This is a genomic window from Chryseobacterium sp. SSA4.19 (assembly GCF_022601875.1).
Taxonomy (GTDB): domain Bacteria; phylum Bacteroidota; class Bacteroidia; order Flavobacteriales; family Weeksellaceae; genus Chryseobacterium.
In genome coordinates this window covers 1-19,396 of record NZ_JAKVIP010000012.1, presented here as the reverse complement: position 1 = coordinate 19,396, position 19,396 = coordinate 1, and the positions used below count along the sequence as shown (strand labels likewise).

At 35.7% G+C, this 19,396-nt stretch carries 15 protein-coding genes and 1 tRNA gene; 4 read left to right on the top strand and 12 right to left on the bottom strand.

The features are described 5' to 3' along the window. Window positions 1–27 precede the first annotated feature (27 nt). The gene (locus tag MKJ01_RS09940) at window positions 28–828 is read left to right on the top strand and encodes a hypothetical protein (protein ID WP_241613785.1); all 801 of its coding nucleotides are present in this window, start codon (window positions 28–30) and stop codon (window positions 826–828) included. 235 nt (window positions 829–1,063) lie between these two features. On the opposite strand, the gene MKJ01_RS09935 is transcribed toward MKJ01_RS09940, so the two are convergent. After that, a complete protein-coding gene (locus MKJ01_RS09935) occupies window positions 1,064–2,797 on the bottom strand; it encodes a hypothetical protein (RefSeq protein ID WP_241613787.1) in 1,734 nt (577 codons plus the stop codon). Between the two features lie 344 nt (window positions 2,798–3,141). Between MKJ01_RS09935 and MKJ01_RS09930 the strand changes: the two genes are divergently transcribed. Further along, complete coding sequence (locus MKJ01_RS09930; protein ID WP_241613789.1) at window positions 3,142–3,606, top strand: hypothetical protein; 465 nt, start codon at window positions 3,142–3,144, stop codon at window positions 3,604–3,606. A 26-nt stretch (window positions 3,607–3,632) separates the two neighbouring features. Here the strand turns inward: MKJ01_RS09930 and MKJ01_RS09925 are convergent, their stop codons facing one another. The 3 genes from MKJ01_RS09925 to MKJ01_RS09915 all read right to left on the bottom strand — a co-directional run bounded on the left by MKJ01_RS09925 (window position 3,633) and on the right by MKJ01_RS09915 (window position 6,811). Next, window positions 3,633–4,748 (bottom strand): putative phage abortive infection protein, encoded by a 1,116-nt coding sequence (locus MKJ01_RS09925; protein WP_241613791.1) that lies wholly within the window; start codon window positions 4,746–4,748, stop codon window positions 3,633–3,635. 500 nt (window positions 4,749–5,248) lie between these two features. Beyond that, window positions 5,249–6,472: a site-specific integrase gene (locus tag MKJ01_RS09920; protein WP_241613792.1), complete on the bottom strand. Its 1,224-nt coding sequence runs from the start codon at window positions 6,470–6,472 to the stop codon at window positions 5,249–5,251. 251 nt (window positions 6,473–6,723) lie between these two features. Beyond that, a tRNA-Ser gene (locus MKJ01_RS09915) sits at window positions 6,724–6,811 on the bottom strand. Window positions 6,812–7,025: 214 nt separating this feature from the next. On the opposite strand from MKJ01_RS09915, the gene MKJ01_RS09910 reads away from it, so the two are divergent. Beyond that, the gene (locus tag MKJ01_RS09910; protein ID WP_302850483.1) at window positions 7,026–7,205 is read left to right on the top strand and encodes a DUF4236 domain-containing protein; all 180 of its coding nucleotides are present in this window, start codon (window positions 7,026–7,028) and stop codon (window positions 7,203–7,205) included. 49 nt (window positions 7,206–7,254) lie between these two features. Here the strand turns inward: MKJ01_RS09910 and MKJ01_RS09905 are convergent, their stop codons facing one another. From MKJ01_RS09905 to MKJ01_RS09880, 6 genes are all read right to left on the bottom strand, one after another. Next, entirely contained in the window at window positions 7,255–9,054 is a 1,800-nt protein-coding gene (locus MKJ01_RS09905) for a hypothetical protein (protein WP_241613793.1), read from the bottom strand. A 209-nt stretch (window positions 9,055–9,263) separates the two neighbouring features. After that, the gene (locus MKJ01_RS09900) at window positions 9,264–10,262 is read right to left on the bottom strand and encodes an SDR family oxidoreductase (protein WP_241613794.1); all 999 of its coding nucleotides are present in this window, start codon (window positions 10,260–10,262) and stop codon (window positions 9,264–9,266) included. 142 nt (window positions 10,263–10,404) lie between these two features. Continuing rightward, on the bottom strand, window positions 10,405–10,650 hold the full coding sequence (locus MKJ01_RS09895) for a hypothetical protein (protein WP_241613795.1): 246 nt from the start codon (window positions 10,648–10,650) through the stop codon (window positions 10,405–10,407). 294 nt (window positions 10,651–10,944) lie between these two features. After that, window positions 10,945–11,163, bottom strand: a complete 219-nt coding sequence (locus tag MKJ01_RS09890; protein WP_241613796.1) for a hypothetical protein — start codon at window positions 11,161–11,163, stop codon at window positions 10,945–10,947. A 115-nt stretch (window positions 11,164–11,278) separates the two neighbouring features. Beyond that, complete coding sequence (locus tag MKJ01_RS09885) at window positions 11,279–11,953, bottom strand: alpha-ketoglutarate-dependent dioxygenase AlkB (protein ID WP_241632594.1); 675 nt, start codon at window positions 11,951–11,953, stop codon at window positions 11,279–11,281. Further along, complete coding sequence (locus MKJ01_RS09880; RefSeq protein ID WP_241613798.1) at window positions 11,913–14,804, bottom strand: AsmA-like C-terminal region-containing protein; 2,892 nt, start codon at window positions 14,802–14,804, stop codon at window positions 11,913–11,915. Before MKJ01_RS09880 ends, MKJ01_RS09885 begins: the two co-directional genes overlap by 41 nt. 157 nt (window positions 14,805–14,961) lie before the next feature. Between MKJ01_RS09880 and MKJ01_RS09875 the strand changes: the two genes are divergently transcribed. Beyond that, window positions 14,962–15,192, top strand: a complete 231-nt coding sequence (locus MKJ01_RS09875) for a hypothetical protein (RefSeq protein WP_241613799.1) — start codon at window positions 14,962–14,964, stop codon at window positions 15,190–15,192. A gap of 26 nt (window positions 15,193–15,218) precedes the next feature. Here the strand turns inward: MKJ01_RS09875 and MKJ01_RS09870 are convergent, their stop codons facing one another. Both MKJ01_RS09870 and MKJ01_RS09865 read right to left on the bottom strand, forming a co-directional pair. After that, window positions 15,219–15,683, bottom strand: coding sequence for an NUDIX domain-containing protein (locus MKJ01_RS09870; RefSeq protein WP_241613801.1), 465 nt, complete (start codon window positions 15,681–15,683; stop codon window positions 15,219–15,221). A gap of 135 nt (window positions 15,684–15,818) precedes the next feature. Then, on the bottom strand, window positions 15,819–18,542 hold the full coding sequence (locus MKJ01_RS09865; RefSeq protein WP_241613802.1) for a T9SS type A sorting domain-containing protein: 2,724 nt from the start codon (window positions 18,540–18,542) through the stop codon (window positions 15,819–15,821). Between the last annotated feature and the right edge of the window lie 854 nt (window positions 18,543–19,396).

The following is a 19,396-nucleotide window of genomic DNA, read 5'->3' as shown; positions in this document are numbered from 1 at the left end:
TAATTATTAAAAAACTTCTCAAATGTTATGAACAATTATATAAAAGAAATTAAGGCGATTTCAGTATTTATTGCAGTTGGATTGTTACTTTATAGCTTTGTATTTATCTTGGGATATTATGATATTCAAAATTATTTCTATTTTTCAATCTTAGCTTACATATTGGTAGCAGGTATTTTTGCCATAGCAAGCAACTCTATCAAATCGCAGCTTTTACATAAGATCATAAATATTATCTTAATTCCATTATTTATTATTCTCAGTGTCGGAACTATATTCATTCCCTTTGGATTTCTATTTTTACATGTCATTTATTATGTAGGTCTTTCACTTTTAATCCCATTTGGAATAGTTGAAATATTTGACTATTTCAAAATTGTAGTGATAGCAAATGAAGACACTAAATTATATATTAAGTTTACTGCAACAGTATTTATAGCCGTTATTCTTAATTATCAACTGAGGAAATTAATTTATAAAATATCAATTGCGAGAATTAATAATTCACAAAAACTTAAACCTTATGAATTAGATAAGCTCACCGACTATTTACTTTCTGAAAATAATATTCGTTTTCTAATTTACAGTTTATATGTTGTCTTATTATTTGTAATTAATTTTTACAATTTCGAAGATAATTCTTTAACTAAAAGTATCTTAAATGACAAGGTGATTCTCCAATCTTTTGTTTCATTCATAGCTTTTGAACGAGCAGTAACCCTTCTAAAACAAGTTGAATTCAAGCCATCTGACTTCCTTCATAAAATAGGAAAATCAATACTCAACAAGTACAATGATCTAGATAAAAATGACGATAAAAAGACTTAATAGTTTTAATTTCTTGTTCTTGGGGCAGATTGAGCATCACAAATGGGTAGTGCAACCTTCAAAATATTTATGCTTAAAATATGGGATTGAAGTGATTCTAGATCAATTTGATTTAAACGCAGGCTATGCCCCACTTAATAGAATAATCAATAAGGCTTGGGAAAAAATTTTAACATCTTGTCTTCCGAAATTTATGAAGTGAAAAAAAGTAAACATACCTTTCTGAAATCGAGCATTACTCCTTATCATCTTCTCTTAAATTTTTTAACTCAAGTAAATTTTTAATTTTAGAATCATTTTGCTTGATCACTTCAAAAAAAGCTTTTTTTTCTTCTGAAATCCAGTTATGAAAATATTTTCTAAGCGCAGTATTAAAATTTCTCAAAGCGTACAATTCATCAAATTTATCATTTTGAAATCTGGAAAGTCTTGCGAGCTTGACCTTATTCTGCTCAATTACTAACTTTATTTCAGTCAGGTTACTACTTTCAAATTCACTGGCAATTTTCGATGAATCAGTAGTTTTTTCTATACTATAAATAAAGTCTTTAACTAATTTTCTGGTATTTATTGAAGCTTCTTCCAATATGTATTCTAGCTGACAAGACACTGTAAGGAAATTGTTTATAAAATCATCTAAATCTAATTTAATTTCTGTTTTTTGGGTTGGATGAAGTTTATTCACCAACTCGAAAAATTGTGAAAACTCTCGATATCCAACAAAATCAATAGAATTTCTTTGTTTAATCAATCTTTTTATTTTAATCATAGGATGATCCAGTTCATAATAGACTTGTAAGATATGTTCCAAATCTGTAAGCAAATCGTAACATTTTAATTTCAGGTCGGTTTCAAACCCTGTATGAGCAAATTTATTTCGTAAATCGGTAATCATATATTGATAATAATCAAAGTACGCTTCACTCAGCATATAGGCAGGCCTTACTTTCTTCACCTTTTCTGATAATGATTTGCCTTTGTCATCAGGATTAACTGTCCTCAACATTTCAGTGAAAAAACCCTCCACCTGAGGAAGTGCCAATGCAAAAAATGCCATCCACCTACTTGCTTTAAAAAGCTTTTTGAGTTCTAAAAATATCGGTTTTCTATCATTATTGTGAGGTATATGGTCATAATGAAAATCAATATTTGAAAAGATTTGCGATACTGGTTTTATTTTAAATAATTTATTATAAAAATGTTGTTTATTTTTATAGTACACTTCCTCTAAATCATCACCTATAGAAACATCATGACATCGATGTGCTACTTTATTAATCTTTTCATAATCAAAATACTGATCCCAATAAATCATCCAGCTTCTGTATGGGAAATCTTTAAATGCTGTATTAAAAACAAATGAACTTAAACCTAATTTAGTATTTGCTTTGTAAATTGCCCTGTCCTCAATCCCATTTAAATAATAATTAAGAATCTGATCTCGTTCTTTTATACAACGTTTATAGAAGTCAAGCAACATTCTTTCAAAATTATCAGCTGGCGTTTTCTTATCCTGATTATAAAGTTGAATAAAAATTTTATTTTCATATTTTTCAATTAATTCTAAGATAAATCTTAAATGAGATTCTACACTATTTTTTAGATATTGCAGCTCTATATAAGGGTTAGTGTCAAATCCAAGTATCCAATAATTAAACAAATCAACATTCGTTTCCACTTTTTTAGGCTTTATTTCTTCGAGCTTATTTTGCGCATTAATTTTTTTAACAACTGTTTTTGGAAAGTCAAAATGAAACATTACCTTATTAATTGCGTTAGCAATGGAATCTGGGTGATTTTTGACAGATCTTCGAACATCTTTGATTTGCCTTAAAGCTTGAAACTGTAAAGTTTGGAAATCTTGAAAGCTAAAAATTGCCTTTCCCAGATTTTCTCTTATTTTATTTTGAATATTTACTGCATCTTTGCCTGTATTACCGTGGTCCTTAAGACTAATAAATTTTTTCACTTCTGTTTTTTTTGAAAATTTAGTTAAATTTTATTTTCATTATTTTTTGCAAAAAAAAATTCACTTTCATTTATTGTTTGAATTTATTAAATATTATATTAAGCAAGTGTTTACAAGTAAAAAATTCTTAAAAAAAAATTTAGCAAAAAGTAATTGATTATATTTGATTGAAAACTCCAATTTAATAATAAATTATCACTAATATGGACAAAGATTTCAGATTTCTAAATGATTTATTTCTCGCTATAAGAACTATTTAAGATGAATACTGCAATTGGGAATACCAAGATTCTTTACAGCAAACTGAGCGTGTATTTGCCTATGAACTCTATTATAAGTTAAAGTTGATTTCTAATATTAAAAGCTCTCAATATGCAGGTATAAAATTTAATGGTGAAATCGGAAAGAAAATATTCAATGATATAAACAACCTTGGAACTGTTTATACAGTTGACCAGAAAGATTTCAATCCTGATTTAGTTTTACACCTAAATCAAATTGACAGTTCATCAAAAAATCAAAAGTTGATAATTGAGATCAAGACAAAAAATAAGTCTGATGAAGATGTTGCAAAAGATATTATTAAATTAAACTATGGAATTGAACATTTAAATTTTCAATTTGGAGTTTTCATTTCAGTCAATACTAACTTCGAAACAATTATAAAAAAATTGCGAACGATATTTATCTTAGAAAATCTTACGAAAGAGTATCTTATTAACTTTAATTCAATATATATCGCAAACTATAAAAGTAGAAAGTTAGATATCCTTACTCTTGATAAAATATTGCTGCCCAATCAAAACTAAAATATATTATTGAGGATCATACCTGATTAAATATTATCTCCTGATTCAAATAAGTCATCTTTTAAACCCAATTTTTTATAGTGATTTACTAAGCTTATCAAGGAATTATTAATATATGAGTGTTCTGTAGGAAGCATATCATGCCAAAGATTATGTATCATTTTATATCTTGTAAAAAATTCATTTGGGTTCACAATCTTTTTTACATCATCATGTTGATCTATCGATTGCTCCCAACTTCTACCATAGCTACTTAACCAATTATAAAACAACATAATTTGTTCATAGTTAGAAAGTTGGGCTCTTAATACTTTTAAATAACTCATTTTTCTACCATAATCTAAAAAGGACTCGGGCTGATTAGCAACAAATTTTACTGTTTGAAAAAGATGCCTGTAGTAATGTCCTAAGTAACTATGATATCCTTGCAATGCGAAAATATCTAATTCTATATGGACATTTATATCGCAATAATATTTATCTGCAATATATCTAACCTTTTGCAATACATAGGCAGGCAATTTATATGTGTATCCTGATTTATATCCCCAAAATAATATATTATATATTTCTATAAAATAACTATCAATTTCCTCATAATTGGAAGGTCTTTTAATAACCTCTCCATCTACTAAACCCGGATTAAATTCAACTCCTTCAAATTTATTCCCAAAGAAACTCAATAATAGTTGGATCTCTTTTGACATTGAATAAAATACATCTCTTCCCTTAGAAGTTACAAATATGAATTCTCCTGAATGTCTATTTTTATATTTCTTTTGAGTGACTTCTATCTCATTTACATTTTCCTTATGGAGTCGAAGCATTTCATAGAATTGGCTTTCAAATTGCTGAATTTTAAATTGTTCCTTAATATCATCGTTGGCAACTTTTTGCATATAAAAAGCTAGGAAAGTAAATATCACCCCACCTATGGCTATAAATGGTCCCATGGTTCCTCCGTAAGTATCACCTACAATATTTGGTTGTAGTGTTCGTGTATTTTCAATCTTTGTTAGGAAACTGGGCGCAAAAACACCAAAAACAACAGCAACAACACCTAATATTATAAAAATTGAGATGAGAATGTTATTGTACTTTTTCTTCAATATTATATTTAATGATTCTTGTATTTTAGACATCAATATTAACATTAAAAATAATATTAACACAATCAGGAATAAGGCAATGTTATTACTCATTTTAAACGTGAATTCAGGTTTTAATTAATTTTGTTGCAAAATAGTAATTTTACATTATCATACAACGCCTTTTTTGCCATTAATGATAGATTTTATATGAGAAACTTCAAGCTCGCAGTTTTGACAAATGTAAAATTCTTTCGAAATCTTCAACCAAACGTTTCGATACTTCTTCGGTTATGTGTACCAGACCAAAATAGCCAATTAAAGACTTACAATTCCAATAATGATTTCTAAAAGTTTTGTAAATTAAATTGCATTAATGTTATTGAGTAAAAGAGGCGAATATGATTCGCTTTTAATTGACTTAATCGAGCCAAATCATCGATAAAAGTGTTTGAAGATAGGCTCGTTATGGTCCCTTGACAGGATTAGTCCTGCACTCTTTGTATTCAATAATAATTATTCTCCCTAAATTACTTTGGTAAGCACGAAAACACTTATTTATTTTCTTCTTGAAGTTTACTTCTTAGACTCAACATATCATCACTCACTTTTTTATCTAGAATCTTCGCATAATGCTGAGTAGTTTTGATATTCGTATGCCCAAGCATCTTACTCACACTTTCAATAGGAACACCATTGGACAAAGTAACAGTAGTCGCAAAAGTATGTCTAGCAATATGGAATGTCAAATCTTTATTGATACCGCAGATATTCGCAATTTCTTTTAGATACGAATTCATTTTCTGATTGCTGAGAACAGGAAACAGAATATCCGAATTGACACATTGTGGATGATTTTCATACTTTAAAACCAGCTCCTGAGCCACAGGCAATAACGGAACCCTGGTTGAGGTATTGGTCTTTTGACGATGGGTAAAAATCCATTGGTCTCCATCAATCCCGACGTTGATGTTAGATTTTGACAATTGCTTGACATCCACATAAGCCAATCCGGTGTAGCAGCTAAGTAGAAAAATATCCCGAACTTGGTTCAATCGATCTGATATAAATTCCTTTTCGTAAATCATTTGTATTTCTTCTTTGGTAAGAAAAGGACGTTCCACAGTTTTAATCTTTGCTTTATAGCCCAGAAACGGGTCTTTAGTGATCCATCCGTGTGCCATACATAACCGGATAATCTTTTTGAAATTCTTGAGATATTTCACAGCGGTATTGTTTCCGCATTTACGCACACTGCGCAGCCAGAAATCATAATCACTGATAAAACCGTGATCGATTTGCGTGATATCAATATCAGAAACTTTGTATTTCCAAGTGATGAATTCTTGCGTATGCTTTAAAGATGTTTTATAGCGCTCCAATGTTCCCGGCGCAAAATCCTGACCGACCAAGGCTTCCACTTTGTCATTATGCTCCTGGAATATCGGAATAAGCATTCTTTGCTCAATATCGTTTCCAAGCAGTTTAGATTTTAAACCCTCTGCTGTTACAAAGTTTTCTTCTTTCAGCATCAAGTAGTGGAAATCGTAAACTTTTTGTTCCAAAGTTTTAAGATAGAGATTCAGTGTTTTGGCCTCTTGCGAATTACCCAATGCCTTGTGTGCTTTAACATCCCATTTTTTCGGATCGATATACCTTTTAGCAGCAATGTCTGCTGCCTTGCCGTCTATCGTAATTCGTAAGTAGATGGGAGCGGTTCCGTTGGTTCTGATCTTGTTCTTTTTGATGAAGAATAGCAGGTTGAATGTTTTGTTCATTGTGTGATAACTTTAATGGTTTAACAATTTACTTTTTGTTACCACTTTTTGCAAGATGTACAATCGTTAGACTGCCTATTGGTCGGGCTTTCCTCGATTTTTCGTGACCCATTTTTGTGTTTTTTTGAATGGGACACGAAATAGGACATATAAATCGTGACCTATTTTGGTTTTTTTTAATACTGCGCTAAAGCAAAAAACGCTGTAAACATTGATGTTTACAGCGTTTTAGCTTATTTTGGTTTCTAACCTGGCGGAGAGTGAGGGATTCGAACCCCCGGACCTGTTACAGTCAACAGTTTTCAAGACTGCCGCAATCGACCACTCTGCCAACTCTCCCTGAACTCCGGTGTTATCGTTGTTTTTCAGTGGTGCAAATATAGAATTATTTTTAGTTCTGACAAAATATTTTTAGCACACATTTGGAAAATGGTTTGTATTTATCAATTCACAATAAAAACTTTAATCGGATTAGTTGATTTGTTACGAAAAAACCGTAAACGTCATCTAAGAATCAGAAGTAATTTTGAATTACTAAAAAACAATTTAAAAAATGGGCTGGAGTTACAGGAAAAGAATAATGGTCATACCCGGAATTCATTTAAATATCAGCAAGAAAGGAAGATCCACAACCGTTGGCAGACGAGGTGCCAGTGTAAATTTCAATTCGTCCGGAACAATGATTCACAGCATGAATGTGCTGGTAAAAGTTTTGGTCAAACTTTTTAAATGAAATCTTAAACGAAAAACCTTCAGACTGGCTGAAGGCTTTTATAAGATATTTAAATCTTTGAAATGTCCATCTTCAAAAGTATAGACTCATATTGCTGAAGCTGTTGAATAAGGAAAAGATCTTTCTTAAAAAAATGAGATTCAGCAAATATATTTCTGTAATAATCAATTCCTTGTAAAAGGTTGTTTTTAAAAGCATTCCATTTTTTCATCCGCGAATTGGTGATTTCTCCAAAATGGTCAGCAATTTCTTTTTGAAGATGGTCAACATACATTTTCAGTTCATTAACAAACATATTCGGACGGTTGTTTGGTGAGAGAATATTCGTATTTCCATAAATATGCTGAACCATTTCAGAAAGAGAAACTTCTTTATCAAAATATGCCAGGTTAGGTCCCGGACAAATGACAACTCCCTGCTTTTCTCCTTTTATGGGAATGTTTTGTTCAAGGTAGGCAGCATTCACCAATCCTACACAAAGGCAGGCCTTCTCAGTGATCTCCTCCATTTTTCTTTTAATTAAACCCTCAGAGAGATTGCCCTTTTCGGCATCCAGTTCCCTGAATTTAATATCCTGGTATTTTTTTGATGCCGTGCACATTCCTTCCGGCGCATATTCCCGGCTTAAAGCCAGCAGTTTTTTGGGGCATGAACTTCCATACCTGTTTTTTTTCTGTTTCTCTTGCCTGATGATCTCATTTGATGTTCCTTTCACCGTATTGAAAGGAACGCTTAAGGGAGAAAGATTACTTAGATAAAAGTCTGCTTCTTTTGACTGTATAAGCAGTTCCCGGGTTTCATGGTCTACAGAAGTTGCTTCCGGTACCAATAGAAACGGAGAGCCCCAACCGATACTTTCGACGTTATAGGTATGTAAAAGGAAATCATGTTCTTCAGAAGTTCCTATCCCGCCCTGAACTGTTATTTTCATCTCCGGAGGACTGGAAAAGGAATACCTTTGTTTCTGTTCCAGGGCTTTGATAATTAAAGCATACGCCGACTGGACCAATTCGTTTTTCTTTTGTTTGAATTCTTCCAGAATCGTTCCTAATAGCAACCCTTCGGTAGCAAAAGCATGCCCGCCGCAGTTCAGACCGGATTCTATTCTGTACTCGGAGACCCAAAGCCCTTTTTTAGCTAAAAAATTCCCCTGAATCATTGCAGAACGGAAATCACTTACTTTCAGGATAATCTTCTTTTTGAGTACTCCGTTCCTATCAGGAAAGAAATCATCAAAATCTTCCAGATATCCATACAGCCGGGGATTCATTCCTGCAGAAAGCACTACTGAAGAAGACAGTTTGCTTTTCGCAAAACCGCGTAGAGATGCATGCGCATCATTGAAAATTACCGGTAATGGTTCATCATTTTTAAAGTTCTCTTTATCCACTTTCGTCATAATATTGACGTCTATGTTTCCTGGTGAAAGGTGCTTTTCGATAAAACTTCTAATTGTTGAGGTAACGTTCTGATTCTGGTCCAAAATACTTTTCATACCGGCCTTGACCTCTGAAGTATTAGGAAGCATGTCTATAAAATTTCTGAGTGCTGTTGCATTCTTCGAAATTTCTTCTTTGAATGTCTCAAACTTTTCATTTACAATATCGTCCACCATATCCAGGTAGGCAGTAATTCTTTTGGCACGGTAGTCATCGATCCTGCTAGAAATGCTGCCATAGTCAAGATTGAATTTCTTGCTGTAAAAATTTTTCATTTTTTCTATAATCTCATCATCAATTATAGAAATTACGGAAGATATTCCGTACTGTGCCACACGGATAGGGCTGTCTATCGTGTAAGCCAATCCCATCACGGGAATATGGAAATTGTGTAAAGGCTTTTTGATCATTATATATTAATAATTTTACCTCTAAATTCCCATCAATTCATTCACTGGTGCAAAAGTATCCGTTTTAAATGAATTATGCAGCAAATAATATACGAATTTAATAAGACCTGCTTAAAATCATGAGTCAGTTGATATTGATTTTTATTAAAAGTTCCGGACAATCTTGATTTGTCCGGAACTTTTAAAACTTTATCGCTGGAAACTTTAGATTATACTTTATTTGCTGAAGACTTTGATTTGAGAAACATGAAAGCCAGCCCTAATCCCAAACCGGCAAGAGCGGCTATTTTTGTTTTTTTAGATACTACCGGAAGGATGGTCTCTCCATAAATCCTGTGTGGTTCCGGTGACGGCTGTAAAATATTGCCTGAATCCGACGGTGCATTTTTCACCTTCATCATCAGCCGCATGCCTGCAGATGCTGTATTGATAACGGGTTTAGGAAACAGCTTGTAAACACTGGTAAGAATTTTAGACATGGTATCAGGAAACATTTCTTTTCTGGGATTTTTTGCCAACTCTACAAACTTTGCCGCGGTATCACGAGGATCTGCTGCTAATGGCGGAATTTTAAAATCAAGTCCCGAAAATTTAGCAGAATGCATATTACCGGTAGAACGCTGGATCTGCGGATAGATATTGCAGATATGAATATCCGGAAAATCTGAAATTTCACCGTGCAGACATTCCATCATCCCGCGGATGCCGAATTTGGTTGATGAATACACAGCACTGTACGGTGCCGGCATAAAACCTCCGATAGAAATATTATTAATAAGAATTCCTTCTTTTTGTTTTTTAAAGACCGGTAAAGAATTGTAAGCACCATGCATATATCCGAAAAGATTGGTCTTAATAACCTGTTCGTTTAAATCCATCGGAATTTCTTCAAACTTTCCGCTTGCCATTACCCCTGCATTGTTTACCCAGATATCAATTCTCCCGTTAAACTGCATGGCTTTATTGGCAAGATTCTGAACATCTGAGGCGATAGATACATCGGTCGGAATGCCCAACGCCACCACACCCAAATCCCTGCAAAGGGCAACCGTTTCATCCAGAGCCTCCTTACCTCTTGCAGCAATGACTACATTACAGCCTTCCAAAGCGAATGCTTCTGCGGCAGCTCTTCCCACTCCACTGCTTCCACCGGTTATGACTACTGTTTTTCCTTCAAGACTTCTGTCAATATTATGATCTGATTTCATTTTGTGAATATTTTGGCTGTGACTGAAATTAACCTATTATTATGCCATTAAAGATCCTTTACAGCACTTTATTGTATAAAATATGGTATTTGCAGAATAGATTATAATAAAAATCCCCTTATCAAAAGGGGACCTTGTTTTCTTATTCACCAAAGGTTACTTTGCTGTCAAAAAGCAGCCTGCCGTTAAATGGCTCGCTCCAGAAGATTTCCACATAATCGTCATACCTATGAATATGTGCCTGAACAACTTCATGTTCACCGGAATCATCTATTCTTTCTACAGTAAGATCTGATCCTATTCCTATTTCATCTTTACGGAACTGTAATTTATAATCTTCTGAATCACTTTTTACAAAATCTTCTTTTTTAAAAATTCTTTCTGCCATGATATTATTTTTTAAGTATTGTACGTATAGAATAAAGTGTGCCAGAATAAAAAACTATTAATTTTTCTTAAAAAATCTTAATTTTTACTAAACATTTGTTTAATATACATTAGTGGCATAATATTTTAATACTATAATTTACTCATGTTTAATTTGAGTTTTCATGGTTATTAGTTTTTATCCTCAGATCCTATTCTGGGGATTTTTTATTAATTCCAAAGCATGGATACACAAAAAAAAGAATAACTAATAAGTTACTCTTTAATATTTTCGGATATTTATAAAATAATCTGCTTATACAGCATACGCTCCCTTATTCTGGAACACATTAATACCTTCTACTTTATTATTCATCGTATTGTAAATCATTTCTACTGTAAATTGTGAAACTTCATAAAGTACGTATTTAATCGTATTAATTGTCCTTTCGTTCATTACGCGTCCTTCATTCATCACTAAACTGCGCTGTTCATTATCCGGCATATTTTTAAAATCGTAGTACGTAATATTCATAGCTGTTGTTTTTTAATACTTTCATTTACATATACACAATTTCTTTGCCAACTTATGTTAAAACGGTTAATTATATATTTTCTTAATAAGCACCGTTTTTCATCTTATTATTCATCTATAGTAGAGTAGAAATCTCACGGATCATTCTGAATGTAAGATTTATTCTCGGTTTTAAAGGCTGTGCAGATTTTGCAATACGGTGTTCCCAATGCAGCTGAAGATCGCCTTTCATAATCAGCAGTGAACCATGTTGAAGAGGCAGACTGTGTTTTTTATTATGATCATCAACTTTTCTGAAATCAAAATTTCTAACTTGGCCCAGACTTACAGAAGCAATAGCCGGCCTGTTACCCAGTTCACTTTCTTTGTCACGGTGCCAGGCCACGGAATCGTTTCCGTCACGGTATAAGTTCAGCAACACAGAATTAAATTCATAACCTGTCGCCTTTTCAATCTTTTTTTTCAGATTCAAAAGCTCTGGTGACCATTGATTGACCATAAACTCATTACCGCCTAAATGATAAGATTTGCCCGCATTACCATACCAGGCAGTGAGTCTTGGTGTCTGGACGGTTTTGTTATATATTTTTTGTGTATTTTGCTTCCATGGTGTAGTTTCTAATAGCTTTTTCTCAAGCTTAGACGCTTTTTTAGCGTCTAAAAAGTGTTCGGTATACTCCAGCAGTTCTTCCGGAAACTGAAAATACTCATCTGAATTAAATAAGCTTAACTGACTCATCCCCGCTACATTATTTTTGCTTAAGATCTTTATTAATCTGTTTTTCAGCATTTTTGGCTTTCTGTTCCTGCGCTTCTTTTTCTTTCCGCTGCTGTCTGCGGCTCTTCTTTTCAGCCCTTCTTTCCTGACGGATTACTTTATTCGTTTTTTTATTATATACGGCATCCAAAATCCCCTGCCCTTTTTTGCTTAATATTTTGATTTTAGGATTTTCATGAGTGCCTGTTACCACAACCGGGAAACCGATCAGTCCACCCGGAAGAATTCCTATTCTGATCCTTAAGTCAAGGAGGCCGTTGAAACTGGATGTACCGCTGACTGTAGGCCTTAAGATAGATACCTTAAAGGTAAATTTATCTACGTGAATCAGATTATTTTTGATATGAGTTTCAATATTAACGCCCTTCATATCCGGATTATTAAAAGCCTTTGCCCCGATATTATCCCCTACAGCAGAAAGCATTTTAAGGTTTTTCACTTCCACCTCTCTGAGATTGACAATCCCGCCGCCTTCAAGAGAAGGATAAATAGGCTTCATGTTTTTATCAAAATCGCCTTTCAGTTTGTAATCTACAGAAACAATCCCTTTAACATTTTTTGCTGCTGTTGCCATCTCACGGACCATATCGATTTCCTTGTAAGCTCTCTGCACATTAAAATCAAGGACTTTAAGCGCTACATCATAATTGGCAGTCAACGGAGATTCATCCTGGTAACGCGCATCAATATTCATCCGGCTTCCGATGATGTCAAAAGAGGTATTCTTAAGATATACCTGACCTTTTTCTACTGATGCGGTTCCTTTAATATGGTTTAATCCTAACCCTTTAAACTCTACTTTTTTTGCATTTACATTTAAAGCCACATCGAGATTCTTAGGAACAATTACGACCCCGCTGCTTTTCGGGTTTTCTACTTTTGCATACTCTACATTTATTGATTTTTTATCATTATCACCGTTTTTCAGAGCCATGAATTCATCAATCAGTATGTAATTGGAATTTAGCCCGAATGTCCCGTGAAGTGTCCCTTTACGTTCAATAAAATAGTTGATGGTATTTAAAAGATAACCGTTTAAGGCAAAATCAGATTTTCCGTACGTAGCGAAAAATTTCCTGAACCACATTTTTTCATTCTCGAACTGGAAATTTCCCTCTTTAATGAAGAAAGATTTCGGAAGATATTCGGTGGTTGCTTTTATATTTTTTAAGATCAGGTTTCCTTTATTATCAAGCTTACTGTATTGGCCGGTAGTCGCATAGCTCTGTCGCCCGTTTAATGACAGGTCTGCCATGATCAGGCCGTTCACATCAAATCCTTTTTTAGCAAACACTTTATAAATCCTTCCGACATTCAGGACACCTTTTGCACGTACTTTATACAGTACATCCTCAAAATTCTGAAGGTCTGCATTAATGAACACCGGGTTTCCTTCAAAATCAAATTTGAAAGGGTTTAATTTAACTCCTAAGCTTTTGAAAGTCCCATCTGTATTAACAATATTAGCCACCATATTGATATTCTGTATCGGGTTCGGATAATATTTTGTTTTCAGCCATCCGTTTTTCAGATTAAGATATCCGTTGGTTTTAGGAAACAGCTTCTTATCCAGACTGAAAATGCCGTTTGACTTGATATTTGTATCCATCAAGCCTCTGACATCAATATCTTTTAATCCTAAGGCCTGATCAAGCGTTTGCAGATTGACTGCTCCTTTGATATCTGCATTTACCATCATCTCATTGAGCCCTTTGGTTTTTACCACTGCTTTGAAGCTGTTATTCGGCCCCAGATCAAAGCTTAAATTTTTAAGGTCGATTCCCAATAAGTCCGTATTCAGAGAAGGAAGGTCAACATTCAGATCCATATTAAGGTGATTCATCGGAACCGGTGCTTTACCGTTAGATACATAGCCATCCTGTACAAACAGCCGTGCGTTCAGTCTTGGTTTACGGTTTTCTTTTTCGCTGAATTTCCCTTTTAAACTGAAAAATAAGTCGCTGTTTCCTTCTATATTAGTATCTTTTGCCCAACTCAGATATTGTGGCGGCAATACGGAAATCATATCACGGATTGTTGTTTTTTCAGAAGCTGCCTTGATATCAAGATTATACCCGTCTTTCAAGATACTCAAAAAACCTGTAAATTTTAACGGCAGTTCATTGATTCTAAGCTCGTTTTTTCTTAATACAAAAGTTAAGGCATTGGTATTGATCCTCGTTATCAGATCAGCATGTAATCTTTTTTGCTGGGCATAATACACTCTGTTCAGGCTGAAATCAAGCTTATCAATATCAAGATCGGTTTTAAGATCAAAGATATCTTCGCTTAATCCTCCTTTTCCTGTATAATTCAATCCTTTGGCATCTACAAGAACCCTTGCCGCATGGTCATTATATTTGATATTCCAGTTTTTTAATTTAATCAGATCAAGCTTTATTGAAGGGCCTGCACTGGAAGTATCTTTAGGCTTCTTTGATGGTTTTGAAACATACACATTGTAATTGGCCTCTCCCTTGGTATTGACAAATACATTCGCATAAGCATCGGTTACGTAGATTTCATCTATTTTCACCTGACGGTCGAAGATCAGGTTCTTCAGATTGATTCCTACTGAGACTTCTCTTGCCGACAGCAGCGTATCATTCTGAAAAGGTTTTGATCCTTTCAATAAAAAATCGTCTACCGAAACGGTGAGTGAAGGAAAATGCCTGAAAAAAGTAAGATGTGTTTTTCGGTAGTCCAACTTACCAGCCAAATGTTTATTGGCAAATATCTTTACCTGTGCTGAAATGGTTCCCGGAAACAGTATGGGCAGGATAAACATCAGAAAAAGGACGGATGCTATAAAAATTCCTGTCCATTTTAAAATTTTCAATGTTATTTTTTTAAACTTTCCCATCAATGGTTATTTTGATATTAATTGGAAAACAATTATCTAAAATCAAGCCATTGCATTAAAGATAAAAGCCGTTAGATACCACAAACAGTAAGTATTTTCTTAAAATATAGCAATTGGCATAGTTTGTTCATTAATTCACAAACTCTAAAATACAGATATGAATTACCAGGAAGCTAAAGAGCGCAAGAAGGAATCTCTTCGGAATGCCGATGAATCAGTATTAAATCTTTTTCATGTAGTGATTACCCCAGCCAATACAGATGAAAGTGCAAAGTATATTGAAGATTTCTTACAGTCTCCGGAATCTTTTACTGATGAAAGCTGTAAAGAATATTGCTCAGATGGAAATTATGAAGTAGTAAGCTTTAAAAAAGAAAAGGAAGAATAGTAACCGTATGCTGAAAAAGTACAAACCTACTCACTTCCGCTAATCAAGGCTTCGAGCTCATCTATAAATCCTGCCTGTGCGGGATTTATTTTTTTCCGGGCTTCCTTTGTTTCAAACCACTGCCATTGGTCGACTTCAGGAATTTCCATTTTTTTGCCTGATCTTGGCGGCCAGTCAATAAGTATTGTATTGCTTTGTAATCCCGACAATACCAGATCTCTTTCCAATGCCCAAGCGTAAACCTTTTTTCCTGATTTCTGCCTTATCGGCTGCAATTCAATAAAATTTCCTGCTATAGCTTTGCCTGTTTCTTCTTCAAATTCAATCACAGCACGGTCCAGTAAGCATTCTCCTTCATCAGATTCACCTTTCGGAACAGACCATGCCCCGATATCCTTATTCTTCCAGAATGGACCACCCGGATGCACTAAGAAATAGAAAATTTTTCCCTGATCTTTTTTAAATAATAAAATGCCTGCACTTGTTTTCATACTAAATTCCGTTTGCAAATCTGAGGTTAAATATAAATCATTTACACATCTTTTATTGATTGTTAAATAAAAAATAAAAGCCGGAAGATTTTCTTCCGGCCATAATTACAGTTACGTCACTTTTATATTAAATGGTTACTGCTTGATAAACTTTTTCTGAACGGATTTATTTCCGGATGGGGAAATTTCCACCAGATACATTCCTGAAGGAAGCTGTCCGATGTCGATGCGGTTTTTACCGGCACGCAATGGCTGGTCTTTAATGATGAGACTACCTTTAGCATCGAATACGGAAGCGGTACCGGAAGACTTCAGCTCAATGAACACTTCTGTCTTGGCCGGGTTTGGGTACAGGCTGATTTCATCTTTACCGGCAAAAATATCTTTGGTTGCCAATGTTGTAAAGCTTAACGGAAGTACCGATGCGGTGTAAGTATTTTCCTCTGTAAGATACGCTCTGAAAGGATTGATCATCGGTTCGCTTCCTGCCACTACTTTAGAGAATTGCGGGGTTCCGTTAACCGTCTGTAAAATATAGCTGTTGGCCGGAACTTTTATGGTGTTGTACACCCCGTTCATCTGGTTGACGGTGATGGCTTTCGGCGTGGAAACATTTCCGGTTCCCTGGAAGGTAACGGCTCCTGTGGCATTCACCAATACCGGTGTATTGGCAGGAATGGTTCCGTTCGTAATAGCGGTACAGCTGATTCCGGTAGCACTCGGTGCTAACTGATAAACACTCACTCCGGACGGAATCGTTGCCGTAAAAGGCAAAAGCAGCATTTCAAATCCGTTGAATGTACGGGAATACGATGCAGCTGATGCACTGAAGGTAAACGGAACCTGGAAATCTTTCCCCTGGTCTGAAAGGACAAGATTGGCAGCACTTATTCCCGAAATTACGTTGTTATTAGAAGAAGTTACCGTGGATGGCACATAATAAATGCTGTTGGAATTGGCACTTCCCTGTTGCCAGTTGTTTGCAGAAGTTGTTCCGGTTGTATTCCTGAAATCTACTGAAGTGTAATAGCCGTTTTCCAGGGCATCCATCAGATTGCTGTCGCCGTCGGAATAAGAGCCTGCAAAATTTGAAGCCACTTCGTTACCGACGTTGAAATACACATCGCCTAAATTCAGGGTGAGCACAGAGCCGTAATTGGAATTCCGTAGTCCTAAAATACCTTTGCAGCCGTCCGTTAGCACCTGTCTTGAAATATCCAAAGTAATATCAAAGTTTCCTCCTGCCGGGAAAGTGATTTTTCCGTAGTTGTAAGATTTTGTGAGCCCCTGGCTGTTGATGTAATACAATGTGGTATTGTCGGAATAGCTCTGTCCCGCTGTGGTAAAGCTGTTTACGTGAAGTACCATTTTGTTGTAGCGGTCGTTCAGCTGTAAATAGCCGTTAGCCGCAGTGGTATTGGTGCTGATCAACGGACTGGCATTGGAGAATGTTGCCGTCGTATTGCTGATGTTAAACCCTGTTCCGAAAGCGGAATTGGTCGGCGTCATCGTTTCAATTTTGTTGTAACGGATATCGCTTCCGGTCATCGTTGAGACCGGGCGGTCACCACTCTTATTGAATACGAAAGTCATCACACTGGATGCGTTGATCGTTACGCCGGGACGGAAGGTCTGCGCCATCGTGATCGGTGTCGTGGCCATATTGTTCTGTGCATCGGTCAGCACTTTGGTGCCCGAAGTGGAATAAAACGGCAGATCGATTTTAAGATTGTAGGCACTCGCTGACGGATTGATGACCATCAGCACGACCTGATTGCCATCCAGGGAAATGTAGGAAGACCCCTGAAGCATCCCGGTGGTGTCGCCCCATGTTGCGGCGATACGCGTTTTTCCAGTGGTATACTTGGCGTAATGCGAAAGAATATAGCCTCTTTTGGTCATGACCCCGGTGGTTGTTCCGTTGGTTCCGTCACCCATCAGCGCATAATATCGCTTGGCGGCATAATGGATCCAGGCATTCACATTGCCAAGCATGGCATTATTGATGCTGGAAGCAAAGTTAAAGGCATCCAGGTTCCAGCTGAAGTCGCGTGGCGTCCCGGTAGAAGGGTTCCAGTTGATGAGGTATTCCGTCTGCCAGATTTCTTTGTTGTTGTTTTGGAATTGTTTGTAGGCAGATTGCATCAGGCCGTACTGGTGTCCGCCATAGACTTCAAAATTGTCCATGGTAGGCTGGTTGAGCATGGCATTGGCGAAATTATCCGTAAAGCCCACACTTTCGGGAGCGATGACTTTACAGTTGATCAGCTGACCGTAATCACGTACAAATGTAGCGATCTGCGCCGGTGTCCAGATGCATCCCTGGTACTGCGCCATTTCATCGGGTTCGTTCTGGATGGAAATATAATCCAGCGTTACCCCGTTGCTCTGCAGATAGGTAACGAAGCTATTGAGATACAGAGCATAATCCTGGTAATTGGCGGTTTTCAGGTAACCGACCTGCTGTACGCCGTTGGCATCGGTGTACACCGCATTTACATGATTATTGGTTTTCCAGGCGGCCGGCATTGTCCATGGACTCGCGAAAATGGTCAGTCCCATCGATTTTGCCAGCTGGGCCGTAGCCAGCACGGAACTCCAGTTGTTGCTGTCTTCCGGGATGTACAGCCTCATGATGTTGTATCCTCCCTGGCTACCGGCTCCCCAAAGGGTCTGGATTTCCGAAGTCGTCATGTGATTATACCCGAACTGCGGACTGCAGACAAATCCGCCGAAGCCGGTAATTTTCTGGTAGGTCGTGTTTTTGTTAATTCTTACCGTGGTAAGCTGCCCGGAAACGCTGATGCCTGTAAGGATACAGACCGCAGCAAGGGCAATGCGCTGAGCAAGTTTTTTCATAGTCTTGTTGTTTTAGGTTAAGCTCCAGCAAGCTGCTGAAGAGTATTTATATCTGTTTCAGAATGATTGGTTTTGTCACTAAGAAACCTTCCTGACTGTTGGATAGTCAGGCTAAAATCGGTACACAAATTTGTTGGAAATGTTCCTTTCGTATTCTTATGATCTGTTGAAACCATTTTAATACAAAAGGCAAAGCAGAATTATGTATTCATATTATTGTATGGATTTGGATTTGTATCTGTAATTTTTAATGAAGCCTTTAAATCCTGGAACTGATTATTGAATACCACTTCATTATTAGAAAAATCACCATGATTTTAAATCATCCGCGAAGAATATATACCCTTTATCAAAAATTCAATAAATCTGAAATCATATTCCATTATGAACAAAATTTCATATTCCGTTACAGACAAATATAACATTCTATTTGAAATAAATGTATAAAATACACTTTATTTTCATAAAATCGATTCAAACAGTTGTTTAACAAATATAAACTCACATGCATCTACCTGACAATCAAAAATATAAATATCATCAATTCAATGATTTAAATTTCATCTATTTAGATTCTAAAAGTATCAAACGGGCCATTTTTGTCATCAGAAACCTTATTTTTCAATAAAAAATTTAACCGAAAATAGAGTCTGTCACGGTAAATCGGACGGGAAGGTGAAAGACGCTTTCAGATCAAGAATGGATGTACAGGATGAGAATAAGCCACAATCACATGTCCAGATTTTTTCATTTATTTAATGATAAGCAATCATCATAAAAAAGAGGCTGTCCAAAAAGTTTGGTCAGCCTCAATTTTTTGTTGAGATTATCTCTAAAAAAGCTATCTTAGAGTT

Coding starts and splice junctions, on each gene's coding strand:
- MKJ01_RS09940 (WP_241613785.1), top strand. CDS start 28: ATGAACAATTATATAAAAGAAATTAAGGCGATTTCAGTATTTATTGCA.
- MKJ01_RS09925 (WP_241613791.1), bottom strand. CDS start 4,748: ATGTCTAAAATACAAGAATCATTAAATATAATATTGAAGAAAAAGTAC.
- MKJ01_RS09920 (WP_241613792.1), bottom strand. CDS start 6,472: ATGAACAAAACATTCAACCTGCTATTCTTCATCAAAAAGAACAAGATC.
- MKJ01_RS09910 (WP_302850483.1), top strand. CDS start 7,026: ATGGGCTGGAGTTACAGGAAAAGAATAATGGTCATACCCGGAATTCAT.
- MKJ01_RS09905 (WP_241613793.1), bottom strand. CDS start 9,054: ATGATCAAAAAGCCTTTACACAATTTCCATATTCCCGTGATGGGATTG.
- MKJ01_RS09900 (WP_241613794.1), bottom strand. CDS start 10,262: ATGAAATCAGATCATAATATTGACAGAAGTCTTGAAGGAAAAACAGTA.
- MKJ01_RS09895 (WP_241613795.1), bottom strand. CDS start 10,650: ATGGCAGAAAGAATTTTTAAAAAAGAAGATTTTGTAAAAAGTGATTCA.
- MKJ01_RS09890 (WP_241613796.1), bottom strand. CDS start 11,163: ATGAATATTACGTACTACGATTTTAAAAATATGCCGGATAATGAACAG.
- MKJ01_RS09885 (WP_241632594.1), bottom strand. CDS start 11,953: ATGCTGAAAAACAGATTAATAAAGATCTTAAGCAAAAATAATGTAGCG.
- MKJ01_RS09880 (WP_241613798.1), bottom strand. CDS start 14,804: ATGGGAAAGTTTAAAAAAATAACATTGAAAATTTTAAAATGGACAGGA.
- MKJ01_RS09875 (WP_241613799.1), top strand. CDS start 14,962: ATGAATTACCAGGAAGCTAAAGAGCGCAAGAAGGAATCTCTTCGGAAT.
- MKJ01_RS09870 (WP_241613801.1), bottom strand. CDS start 15,683: ATGAAAACAAGTGCAGGCATTTTATTATTTAAAAAAGATCAGGGAAAA.
- MKJ01_RS09865 (WP_241613802.1), bottom strand. CDS start 18,542: ATGAAAAAACTTGCTCAGCGCATTGCCCTTGCTGCGGTCTGTATCCTT.